Raw genomic sequence first — 12,122 nt, forward strand, 5'->3', positions numbered from 1 at the left:
TTCCTTTGCCCTGCGCCTCATTCGGTCGCGGGGCTTTTTTTTGCCTGAATTAAGGGATGGGACGCGATCTGTAGGCAAAATCATTGAAAGGCCAGCCTGCCTCGAATTGCCTGACTGGCGAATTGAACGGCGTCTGGGTTTGACTCACAGCCTTGGCTGACCGAAGCTGGCAACTTTGCAACAGCTTGCCAGCTCCCGGATTCCTGCATGCCCCAGTCCCGCCGCTACCTGCTCATCAGCCTCTGCGTCCTGTTTGCCTTCGGTCTGGCCTGGTTTTTCCTGCGCAGTACAACCCCCGCCGTGCCGGAGGCAATCAAGCGTGGCTACAGCGAGGCGCTGAACCAGGCGCGCGCAGGTCAACCTGGCGCAGCGCGAGTTCTCTACCAGCAATTGGGCCGCCCCGATATATCGCCCAAGCGTCGCGTCTGGTTGCATGCCGAACTGCCCAACTACCCCAGCTCCGTGGCCCTGAAACTGGCGGATGCGGACTTGCAGCATGAATCGCCGGACGTGCGCATCGCCGCGATCAAAAGCATCAGCGGTCTGGTGCCTAGCGGCCAGCGCAGCCTGCTGTTGGGCCCGTTACTCGATGACCGCGAACAGCGCGTGCGCTATGCCGCGGTGAACGCCCTGCTCGGGCTATCGCCGGACGATCTCGGTTTGTACTTCGGGCCGCTGGAGCAAGCCATTGATGCCTGGGAACAGGACCTTAAGAGCCAGCCGCAAAGCGCCGACAACCAATATCAACTGGCTCGGTTGCATCTGCACAATGCCGAATTGAAAAAGGCGCAGCAGGCACTGCAGAACACCTTGCGACTTGCGCCCGGCAACCTGCCCGCGCTGGTGATGCAAATCGACGTGCTGGATCGCCTGGGCCAAAACGATGCGGCCCGACAGCTATTGGCCAAGCAGCTGAAGGCTCAGCCCGACTCGGCCTACCTGCAACATGCCCTGGGACTCTGGCTGTTGCATCACGGGCAAAGCGAGTTCGCCCTGCTCGGTCTTTCCAAAGCCGTGGAGCTGGAGCCGGACAACAAGGATTACCGCTACGACCTGGCCACCACGCTTCACGATCAACAAGAGCTGGAAGCGGCGCAGAAACAGTTGCAGGAGATCGTCCAGCGCCACCCGGCCGACCGCAGAGCCCGGGTATTGCTGATCAACTACTGGAAAGAAAGCGGCCAGCTACAGAACGTGCAGATTCTGTTGGCGCAACTTGAACAACTCAATCCCGACGACCCTGCCCTGCAGCAAGGGCTTTAACAACAACAAAAATTTCGTTGAACTCGTCGTCTCGACCAAGGGTCAAGAGATCAGGCAGTCCATTCAGGCACTACGGCCTGCTGCCTCGTTTCCCCTAGTCATGAGAGGGCATTTTTTGTCTACATCAAACGAGTTGATCAGTGCAAAAGCCGCCACCGGCATCGAAGGTCTGGATGACATCCTGGCCGGTGGTTTGTCCCGCGGCCATGTGTTTTTACTGGAGGGTGAACCCGGAACCGGCAAAACCACCGTCGCTTTGCATTTCCTGTTGGCCGGCGCTCGTGCCGGCGAACGCTCGTTGTACATCACCCTGTCCGAGACCGAACGCGAATTGCGCCAAGGGGCCTTGTCCCATGGTTGGGAGCTGGATGAGAACATCCACATCTTCGAGCTGACGCCCCCGGAAAGCCTGCTCAATGCCGAACATCAGCAAAGCCTGCTGTATTCCTCGGACCTTGAACTGGGCGAAGCCACCAAGCAGATTTTTGAAGTGGTCGAACGGGTCAAGCCGACTCGTGTGGTGCTCGACAGCCTTTCCGAGATCCGTTTGCTGGCCCAGAGTTCTTTGCGCTACCGTCGCCAGATCCTCGCGATCAAACACTACTTCGTGCGTTATGACGCCACGGTGGTGTTGCTGGACGACCTGACCACCGAATCCCTCGATAAAACCGTGCACAGTGTGGCCCACGGGGTGATTCGCCTTGAGGAACTGACCCCCAACTATGGCGCCGAGCGTCGGCGAATCCGCGTGGTGAAGTACCGTGGCCAGAAGTACCGTGGCGGGTTTCATGACTTCACCATCATGGGCGATGGCGTTCATGTGTTTCCGCGCCTGGTGGCCGCTGAGCATCGCGGTCGCTATATCCGTCAGCAACTGTCCAGCGGCATCAAGGAAATGGATGCCTTGCTCGGTGGCGGGATCGAGACCGGGTCCAGCACATTGATCCTCGGCCCTGCCGGGACCGGCAAATCACTGATCTCGATGATCTTCGCCGCTGCCGCCGTGGCCCGTGGCGAAAAAGCCGCGCTGTTCATTTTCGATGAAGAGCTCGGGTTGCTGTTCGAGCGCATGAAGAACATCGGCATCGACCTCAAGGCGCTGCAAGACACCGGCAACCTGCTGATCGAGCAGGTGGACGCGGCCGAGTTGTCCCCCGGAGAGTTTTCCTACCGGGTTCGTCGCTGCGTCGATGACGGCGATATCAAGACGGTCGTGATCGACAGCATCAACGGCTATCAGGCAGCGATGCCCGAGGAAAACGCGTTGGTACTGCACATGCACGAGTTGCTGCTGTACCTCAATCGCCAGGGTGCCGCGACCTTCATGACCGTCGCCCAGCATGGGCTGGTCGGCGACATGCAGGCCCCCGTGGACATCACCTATCTGGCCGACACGGTCATCCTGCTGCGCTACTTCGAGGCACTGGGCAAGGTGCGCCGGGCGATTTCAATCATCAAGAAACGTACGGGCAGCCATGAATCGACCATTCGTGAATACCGCATCAGCGCTCAAGGCATGACCATTGGTGAACCACTGGATGCCTTTCAGGGAGTGCTGCGCGGTGTCCCGACCTATCTGGGTGCCAGCAATCCCCTGCTTGAGGAACAAAGCCCGTGATCGCCCAGGAAGCGATGTCCGAGCGCGCGATCATTCTCGCGCCGCTGGGTCGCGACAGCCAGATTGCGCTGCTGATGCTCAACGAAGCGGGCTACGACGGGGTTATCACTCGGGACCTGGTGGCATTGTGCAGTGAACTGGAGCAAGGTGCAGGCTTGCTGCTGATCTCGTCCGAAGCCTTGCTGGGCGGTGACCTTGAGCCACTGCTCTTGCTGATCGAGCAACAACCGGCCTGGTCCGATCTTCCGATCGTATTGATGACCTACCATGGCGGCCCGGAACAAAACCCGGCGTCGCGCTACGGCCCGCAGCTGGGGAACGTGACCTTTCTTGAGCGTCCTTTTCACCCGGTCACGTTAATCAGCCTGGTGACCACCGCGTTGCGCGGCCGTCGACGACAGTACGAAGCCAGGGACCGGCTGATCGATTTGAGTCAAAGCGAACTGCGGTTGCAGAACACCCTCGAAACCCTCGAACAGCAGGTCGAGGAACGCACCGCCCAGCTACGACACAATGAAGAAGCCCTGCGTCAATCGCAGAAAATGGAAGCGGTTGGCCAGCTCACCGGCGGCATTGCCCACGACTTCAACAACATGCTGACCGGCATCATCGGCAGCCTGGAGCTGCTGCGTCGACGCCTGGCCCGTGGGCGCACTGAAGATCTGGACAGCCTGATCGACCTGGGCGTGACCTCAGCCAACCGCGCGGCAGGCCTGACCCACCGTTTGCTGGCGTTCTCCCGGCGTCAGTCGCTGGACTCCAAACCCGTGGCAATGAACACCCTGGTGGTGTCCATGGGCGAATTGCTTCAGCGCAGCATCAACGAAACCATTCAACTGGACATGCAGCTCAACGAGCAACTCTGGGTGGCCGAGGCCGATCCCAATCAACTGGAAAGCGCCCTGCTCAATCTGGTGATCAATGCTCGGGATGCGATGCCCGATGGCGGCAAACTGGTGGTAAAAACCAGCAATCAGCATTTGGACCTTGAGTTCACCAAGACGCAAAGCAACCTTCAGCCGGGCGATTACGTGGTGCTGAGCGTCACGGACACCGGCTGTGGCATGCCGCCAAGTACCATCAGCCGAGCCTTTGACCCGTTCTTTACCACCAAACCCATCGGTCAAGGCACCGGCCTTGGATTGTCGATGATCTATGGCTTCAGCAAACAATCACGCGGCCACGTCGCCATTCAAAGTGAAGTGGGCGAAGGCACCACGGTGAGCCTGTTTCTGCCGCGATGCGGCAGTGACCTGCCTCAGGCCAACCCGGTTAACGTCCAGCACGCGCCATATGCGCGCAATGGCGAAACGGTGCTGATCGTCGAGGACGATCCGGCGGTGCGGGTGTTGGTCAGTACGGTATTGAGTGACCTGGGTTATGCCTTCGTCGAGGCGGGCGATGCGGACAGCGCCGTGCCGATTCTCGATTCCGGGCAGCGTATCGATCTGTTGATCAGCGACGTTGGATTGCCCGGCATGAATGGCCGGCAACTGGCGGAAATCGGCCGGCAATACCGGCCGGACCTGAAGGTGTTGTTCATTACCGGATATGCCGAACACGCGGCGGTGCGCGGTGGTTTTCTGGATCCTGGCATGCAGATGATTACCAAGCCGTTCACCTTCGACCTGTTGACGGCGAAGGTGCGGGAGATGATCAGGATCTGAATGCCCCTGCTGCAAACACACCCATATTTGTGGCGAGGGGGCTTGTCGGAACGCCGCATCGCCCCGTTCGGCTGCAAAGCAATCGTACATCCAGGCAACGCGGTGTATATGAAAAGGTGTAGGGGCCGCTTCGCGACCCAACGGGGATAAATCCCCTCGCCACAAATGTTAGGCCCGCGCCTATGTGAACAGCATTACGCTCCTGCAAAGGGACTTACGACAGCATTTCCTGCATCAGTTCCTGCAACACATCCAGATCGAACGGCTTGGCCAGGATCGGCGCCTTACGGGTGATCGGGCTGTCCGTCTCGCGGATCTCCTGCGGATAACCGCTGATAAAGATCACCTTGAGCTCCGGTCGCAGCTTCACGGCAGGTTCAGCAATCTGCACGCCAGAGATGCCGCCCGGCAGGCGGAAATCGGTGATCATCATGTCCAGGTGCGGTTTGCTCGACAGGATTTCGAAGGCCTGCTCGCCGTTTTCGGCCTGCAATACCCGGTAGCCCTCACCCGACAGATAGGCCGAAAGCACCATCAGAATCGAGGGGTCATCTTCGACGATCAATACGACGTCTTGTGCATCTTCACTCATGGGAAGCCTTTGTTCGGTCAATAGCTGCTGATACGACCATGGGGCCGATCAGAGGTTGCGTTTATCTGGCCAGTTTCCTAAAGCGGCAGACAAACGCGAAACAAGGCGCCTTCGCCAATTTGGCTTTCGACGGTAATGGAACCGCCATGGGCGGCCACAATCTGCTCGGAAATAAACAACCCCAGGCCCAACCCCGCGACTGCGTGTTTGGCCGTGACGCGTTCGAACTGCTGGAAAATACGCATCTGGTTCTCTTCGTCGATGCCGATCCCTGAATCGCGCACTTCCACCCAAGCCTGATCGCTCTCACTGTACACCCTAACGGTGATCGGGCTCTTGGCGCCGTAGCGCAAAGCATTGGTCAGCAGGTTTGAAATCACCTGTTCAATGCGAAATTCGTCCCAACTGCCCACCACGGGTTGCTCGGCTTCCAGGGTGACCGAGGACTCGGCAGCATCGATCTGCGGGGCAAAGTTCTGCAACAAGTCGCGGACCAGCGCCGATAAATCGAAGCGCGTTGGTCGGATCGACAACTTGCCGGTGCGAATGCGCGACACATCGAGCATGTCCTCGATCAAGCGGATCAGGCTTTTGATCTGCCGCTCGTCGCGATCGACCATCGCGTGCATTTTGTCCAGGGTGAACGCCGCCGCGTTGTCCCGGGCCAGGTGCATCTTGCGCAATTGGGTTTCGAGGATCAGGCCATTGAGCGGCGTGCGGACTTCGTGGGCGACGATGGACATGAAGTCATCACGCATGCGCACCGCTTGCTCCAGTTCCAGTTGGGTACTCTGTAACTGCTTGAGCAATGCTTCCTGCTCGCGACGGCTTTGCTCCAGCTCTTCGACCTGCTGTTTCATCGCCTTGCTTTGGCGAAACAGTTCGACGAACACGTTGACCTTGCTCTTGACCGCATGGATATCCAGCGGCTTGTAGAGGAAATCCACGGCGCCGCTTTCATAGCCCTTGAACGCGTAGTTCAGCTCGCGACCGCCCGCACTGACGAACACGATCGGAATGTTCTTGGTCTTTTCCGTGCCGCGCATCAGCTCGGCCAGTTCGAAGCCGTTCATGCCAGGCATCTGCACATCGAGAATGGCCATGGCGAACTCGTGTTGCAGCAACAGCGACAAGGCCTCGTCGGCGGACAAGGCTTTGTAGACGATACGGTCTTCGCGCTTGATCAGCGCTTCGAGCGCCAACAAGTTCTCCGGTAGATCGTCGACGATCAGCAATTTGGCCTGGATAGTACTTAGCATGCGATTCGTTCCAGCTCGACAAGCAGACGGCCGATGCCGCGAATAGGGAGGATATGGTCCGGCTGGTGTATATCAAGCGCCGCCCGGGGCATGGTCGCGACCTGGGCTTCGTCCGGGTCCTGAACGATGGTCATGCCTCCACGACGCTTGACCTGGGCCAGGCCAAGGGCGCCATCACGGTTGGCACCGGTCAACAACACCGCAGCCAGGGCTGAACCGTAGGCATCGGCAGCCGACTCGAACAGGTAATCGATGGCCGGTCGCGAATAATGCACGCGGGCTTCCAGGCTCAAGGAAAAACTGCGGTCCTGCTCCACCGACAGGTGATAACCCGGAGCCGCGAAATACAGCGTTCCCGCTTCGACCAGCGTCTTGTCGCAGGCTTCCCGTACTGGCATGGCCACGCGCCGTGCGAACACCTCGACCAGATGACTGCGGCGTCCGTCCGGCAAGTGCAAAACCACAATGATTGGCAGTTTGAAGCCTTCTCGCAGTGGGCCGAGGATACTCAGCAACGCTTCCACTCCGCCGGCCGAGGCGCCGATCACAATAGCCTCAATAGAAGGCAGATCCGCTGCACTGTTCATGATTTTCGGTAGACCCGTTCTTGTTTGACCAACGGTTCGAACTGATTGCCGTAAGACGAGAAATCCGGGGTTTCCTTGCTGCCCAGCACCAGAAATCCTCGATGGCAAAGGGAATCATGGAACAAACCGAAAGCACGATCCTGAAGCTTTTTATTGAAATAAATCAAAACATTACGGCACGAAATCAATTGAGTTTCTGAAAAGACACTGTCAGTCGCCAGGCTGTGATCGGCGAAGGTCACGTTCTCACACAGGGACTTGTCGAAAATGGCGTAACCGTAAGCCGCTGTGTAGTAGTCGGCGAACGAACGCTGGCCACCTGCCTGCTGGTAGTTATGAGTGTAGGCGCGGACATTCTCCATCGAGAATATCCCTTGCTTGGCTTTATCCAGCGAGCGCGGATTGATGTCGGTGGCGTAAATGATGGTGCGATCGAGCAAGCCTTCTTCGCGCAGCAGAATGGCCATCGAATAGACCTCTTCACCGGTGCTGCAACCGGCGATCCAGATCTTGATCGAGGGGTAAGTCTTGAGCAGCGGCACCACTTCCCTGCGTATCGCCAGGAAATGCGAAGGGTCGCGGAACATTTCGCTGACCGGGATCGTCAGCAGTTGCAACAACTGCATGAATGCCATCGGGTCGTGCAGGACCTTATCCTGCAACGCTGAAATGGTCGTGCACTCGAACTGGCTCAACGCGTGATTGACCCGGCGCTTGATCGAAGCGCCGGAGTAATCGCGAAAGTCATAGCTGTATTTGAGGTAGATCGCCTCGATCAACAAGCGCAATTCGATTTCGGTGTTCTTTTCCACTAAATGCGTTCCATCTTCGGCAACCACACGCGAATCAGCGAGAACAGGCGATCCAGGTCGATGGGCTTGGCCAGGTAATCGTTGGAGCCCGCTTGCAAGCAGCGCTCCTGATCGTCCTTCATGGCCTTGGCCGTCACCGCAATGATCGGCAGCTTGCGCCAGCGCGGGTCCTTGCGGATCTCGATGGTGGCTTCGAAACCATCCATTTCCGGCATCATCACGTCCATCAACACCAGATCGATGTCCTCGACTTCATTCAGTCTTTCAATCGCTTCACGACCGTTGCGACCGATGACCACGACTGCACCCTTTTGCTCCAGGGCACTGGTGAGGGCGAAGATGTTGCGCACATCGTCGTCCACCAGCAGCACCTTGCGACCCTCGAAAACCTTGTCGCGACTGCGCGCGGTCTTGAGCATCCTCTGGCGTTCATGGGACAACCTGGATTCGACTTTGTGCAGAAAGAGTGTGACCTCATCCAGCAAACGCTCTGGCGAACGTGCGCCCTTGATGATGATCGAGCGCGAATACTTGCGCAGCTCGGCCTCTTCGTCCCGGGTCAGGTTGCGTCCGGTGTAGACGATCACTGGTGGGAAGGAGCAGATATCTTCCGTGGACATGCGCTTGAGCAAGTCGTTGCCGAGCATGTCCGGCAGTTTCAGGTCGATGATCATGCAATCGAAAATCGTCGTACGCAGCAGGTCCAGCGCATCTTGTGCCAGGCCAACGGCAGTGATCTCGATGTCCTCGTCGCCGATCAGCCGGGCAATGCTGTCGCGCTGCAGGTCATCGTCTTCGACCAGCAGGACGCGTTTGACTTTCTGGGTCAGCTTGGCCTCAAGGCGGGCAAACACGTCCTTGAGCTCTTCTCGGGTAGTCGGCTTGACCGCGTAACCGATAGCGCCCATGTGCATTGCGGCTTCGACCCGGTCTTCCACGGAAATCACATGCACCGGGATATGCCGGGTTTCAGCGTGTTCCTTCAGACGCTGCAACACAGTCAACCCGGAATGATCCGGCAGACGCATGTCCAGCAGAATGGCGTCCGGGATGAATTCCCTGGCCAGGTCGTAACCTTCGTCCGCCCCGTGCGCCACCAGGCACTGATAACCCAGCTCATGGGCCAGGTCGTACAGGATATTGGCGAAGTTCGGCTCGTCTTCCACCACCAGAATGCAACGCGTGGCAAATGGCGCTTTGGTGCGATCATCGTCGAAGCGTGGAATATCGATTTCGGCGATCAGCGGTACCCGCGCAGCGGGCGTCACTCTTGGGGTCATGGCAACCGGGGTGGCTCTCAGCGGTTCGACAGGTTCTTCGCCCGGTTCAACGTATTGCTGCGGCAACACCAGGGTGAACACACTGCCCTGCCCCGGTTCGCTGGTGACGCTGATGGAGCCGCCGAGCAAGGCGGCCAGGTCACGGGAAATCGACAAGCCAAGGCCGGTGCCGCCATAACGGCGATTAGTGGTGCCATCGGCCTGGCGGAAGGCTTCGAAAATACTGTCCTGCTGATCCGCGGCAATGCCAATCCCCGAATCGCGAATGATAAAGGCAATACCGTCGGCAGGCTGACTGGCAACTGTCAGGCTGACCTCGCCTTTTTCAGTGAATTTCACCGCGTTGGACAACAGGTTCTTGATCACCTGCTCCAGACGCTGGCGGTCGGTGAAGATCATCATCGGCGCACCGGCCTGCACTTCGACCTGGAAATGCAGTTTCTTATCGGTGGCCAAGGGCTGGAACATCTCGCGTAACCCATCCACCAGTCGCGCGACGCTGGTGTTCTCCGGCCGCATTTCGAGCTTGCCGGCCTCGACCTTGGAAATATCGAGAATGTCGTTGATCAAGTTGAGCAGATCATTGCCGGCAGAATAGATCGACTCGGCAAACTTGACCTGCTCGGCGCTGAGGTTTTCCTGGGGGTTTTCCGCCAGCAACTTGGCCAGGATCAACGAACTGTTCAGCGGCGTGCGCAACTCGTGGGACATGTTGGCAAGGAATTCAGACTTGTACTTGCTCGAGCGCTGCAACTCTTCGGCGCGCTCTTCGAGCTGGTGCTGGGCCTGATTGAGCTCGGTATTTTTCTTGTCCATGGCGTCGCGCTGATCCGCCAGGATCAACGCCTGTTCGGCGAGCTGCTCATTGGTTTGTTCAAGCTCGACCTGCTGGGTCTCCAGATGAGCCTGGGATTCCTTGAGAATCCGCGACTGCTCTTCCAGCTCTTCGTTGGCGGTCTTGAGTTCTTCCTGCTGGACTTGCAGCTCTTCATTGAGCTGCTGGGTTTCAGCCAGCACTTCTTGCAGGCGCTGGCGATAGCGAGCGGCCTCGATGGAGGTGCCTATGTTGCCGGCAATCAGTTCAAGCAATTCGACATCGCGATCCATCAGCGGGCGCAGGAAACCCAGTTCGATCACACCGTTGACCCGATCATCGTCACTGGTCGGCACCACCAGCACACTGTGCGGCAAACCCTCGCCCAGGCCGGAGCTGACCTTGAAGTAACCATCCGGGACGTCATCGAGACGGATCAAGCGAGCCTGGTGCGCAACCTGGCCGACAATGCCTTCATCGCTGTAAATCTGCTGTTCGCGCGCTTCCTGCTCGCGGGAGAAACCGTAAGAGGCAATGCGCTTGAGACCGCCATGTTCTTCGCGGACATAAATGGCGGCTACGGCGGTGCCCAGGTACTGCGCGCAGAACTGCAGAATGTTGCGGCCCAGCAGATTCAGCGACAGTTGCCCCAGCACTTGTTCGGCCAGTTCAGTCTGGCCATTGCGCAGCCAGGCCTGCTGTTCCAGACGCTGGGCACTGGCCTGTTGCCCGGCGAGGTTGGCGCTGTAACTTTGCGAAAGGTTGAGCAGATCCCGACGACCAATGTAGGCCAGCAAGGCGCTGATCCCGGCGATGAACAACAGGTAAAGGCTGATGCTCCAGATCGTGGTACTGCGCACTTCTTCGTTGCGCGTGGTGCGCAACTGTTGCTCCATGTCGATCACGTCTTCGAATTGCTTGCGGATCTCATCGGTCAGCCGCTTGCCGCGTCCGGCCTTGACCGCGCTGCGGTAATCACCGCTGGATCGTTGCAATTCAATTAGGGTCTGCGCGTAAGCGGCCCACTCATTCTGCAAGGCCTGGAGCCGGTGCAGACGGTCGGTCTGCACCGGGTTGTCCGCGGTCAGGTCGAGCAAGGTTTTGAGGGCCACTGCAATTCGCGGCTTGGCCGTTTCGTAGGGTTCAAGGAAGTGCTCGTCGCCAGTCAGCAGGAAGCCGCGCATTCCGGTTTCCAGATCGACGGTCAGTTTGATCGACTCATTGGCGTTATTGATCACCCGGTCGGTGTGCTCGACCCACTGGGTCACCGACAGCAGGTAAGTGATCAGCGAAACAAAGAACAGTGCACTGAGCGCGCCGACCCCTAATGGCAGGCTGACGTTACGGCTCAGGAGTTTACGGAATCGTTGCTCATCAACCGAAGACGCGGATGTCATGGGGGAAACCTTGTCGAACTGTTGAAAACCAAGGAGTTTGCCCCAAAAGCGCCGGCTTGATCCAATTTTCTGACACCTTTTCGCGCAAAATCCCACATTCAACTGCTCCACTGCCAAGGAGCGGTTATCCTTGCCAACGCTTGTGTGACTATTCTTTTTTCTACCGCGTGGGAACTTGTCGGGTTCCGTCACTTACTCAAGCAAGAGCCCGGCGATTTCGATCGACCGACCACCCGCGCATTCAACCTCTGAGAACCCACTATGTCCGCCACCGCATCCATCATCCTTGTAGTCGAAGACGACCCCATCGTGCGCATGCTGATTGTCGATGTGCTGGAGGAACTCGAGTTCAAGGTGCTCGAGGCCGATGGCAGCGAACAGGCGCTGGAGTTTCTCAACGATGAAGACCAGTACATCGATTTGATGATGACCGACGTTGGGTTGCCAGTAATGGACGGCCGTGAACTGGCCACCCAGGCCCGGATGCTGCGCCCCGAGCTGCCCATCCTGTTTGCCAGCGGTTATGCCGAAAGTATTGATGTGCCCGAAGGTATGCACGTGATCGGCAAACCGTTTTCCATTGATCAGTTGCGCGACAAGGTCAAAGGCATGCTGGCCTGAGAGTTGTTTGGGGCTGTGGCCCCTCCACTTCTGCATAAACCGACGCAAGGCTGCATTTTTCGGCGTTTTTCGGCTCTGACCTGTCAACTCTGACAGTAGAAAAGGCCGCCCGCCTGGCGTTTGATTGGACCGGTGATTCCCACTCATAAGGAACCGAGTCCATGCCGAATCAAACCGAACGCTACGCCCATTATTTGAAAATCAGCGGATTG

At 58.1% G+C, this 12,122-nt stretch carries 9 protein-coding genes; 4 read left to right on the forward strand and 5 right to left on the reverse strand.

Annotated features, from left to right (window positions below; genetic code table 11):
- The first annotated feature begins 207 nt into the window (after positions 1–207).
- The 3 genes from PFAS1_RS26545 to PFAS1_RS26555 all read left to right on the forward strand — a co-directional run bounded on the left by PFAS1_RS26545 (position 208) and on the right by PFAS1_RS26555 (position 4,548).
- Positions 208–1,263 carry a tetratricopeptide repeat protein gene (locus PFAS1_RS26545; protein ID WP_076031166.1) on the forward strand — a complete coding sequence of 352 codons (1,056 nt, stop codon included), beginning with the start codon at positions 208–210 and terminating at the stop codon, positions 1,261–1,263.
- Between the two features lie 115 nt (positions 1,264–1,378).
- The gene (locus PFAS1_RS26550) at positions 1,379–2,881 is read left to right on the forward strand and encodes an ATPase domain-containing protein (protein ID WP_076031167.1); all 1,503 of its coding nucleotides are present in this window, start codon (positions 1,379–1,381) and stop codon (positions 2,879–2,881) included.
- A gap of 14 nt (positions 2,882–2,895) precedes the next feature.
- Positions 2,896–4,548, forward strand: coding sequence for an ATP-binding protein (locus tag PFAS1_RS26555; RefSeq protein WP_076031608.1), 1,653 nt, complete (start codon positions 2,896–2,898; stop codon positions 4,546–4,548).
- A gap of 214 nt (positions 4,549–4,762) precedes the next feature.
- Here the strand turns inward: PFAS1_RS26555 and PFAS1_RS26560 are convergent, their stop codons facing one another.
- From PFAS1_RS26560 to PFAS1_RS26580, 5 genes are all read right to left on the reverse strand, one after another.
- Positions 4,763–5,140, reverse strand: a complete 378-nt coding sequence (locus PFAS1_RS26560; RefSeq protein ID WP_008146959.1) for a response regulator — start codon at positions 5,138–5,140, stop codon at positions 4,763–4,765.
- Between the two features lie 77 nt (positions 5,141–5,217).
- Positions 5,218–6,399 carry a hybrid sensor histidine kinase/response regulator gene (locus PFAS1_RS26565; protein ID WP_076031168.1) on the reverse strand — a complete coding sequence of 394 codons (1,182 nt, stop codon included), beginning with the start codon at positions 6,397–6,399 and terminating at the stop codon, positions 5,218–5,220.
- Positions 6,393–6,986, reverse strand: a complete 594-nt coding sequence (locus PFAS1_RS26570; RefSeq protein WP_076031169.1) for a chemotaxis protein CheB — start codon at positions 6,984–6,986, stop codon at positions 6,393–6,395. The genes PFAS1_RS26565 and PFAS1_RS26570 overlap by 7 nt, the downstream gene beginning before the upstream one ends.
- Positions 6,983–7,798: a CheR family methyltransferase gene (locus PFAS1_RS26575; protein ID WP_083671769.1), complete on the reverse strand. Its 816-nt coding sequence runs from the start codon at positions 7,796–7,798 to the stop codon at positions 6,983–6,985. Before PFAS1_RS26575 ends, PFAS1_RS26570 begins: the two co-directional genes overlap by 4 nt.
- Positions 7,798–11,289 carry a response regulator gene (locus PFAS1_RS26580; protein WP_076031171.1) on the reverse strand — a complete coding sequence of 1,164 codons (3,492 nt, stop codon included), beginning with the start codon at positions 11,287–11,289 and terminating at the stop codon, positions 7,798–7,800. Before PFAS1_RS26580 ends, PFAS1_RS26575 begins: the two co-directional genes overlap by 1 nt.
- Before the next feature lie 261 nt (positions 11,290–11,550).
- Between PFAS1_RS26580 and PFAS1_RS26585 the strand changes: the two genes are divergently transcribed.
- Positions 11,551–11,910: a response regulator gene (locus PFAS1_RS26585; protein ID WP_076031172.1), complete on the forward strand. Its 360-nt coding sequence runs from the start codon at positions 11,551–11,553 to the stop codon at positions 11,908–11,910.
- The last annotated feature ends 212 nt before the right edge of the window (positions 11,911–12,122 follow it).

The organism is Pseudomonas frederiksbergensis (assembly GCF_001952935.1).
GTDB lineage: Bacteria > Pseudomonadota > Gammaproteobacteria > Pseudomonadales > Pseudomonadaceae > Aquipseudomonas > Aquipseudomonas frederiksbergensis.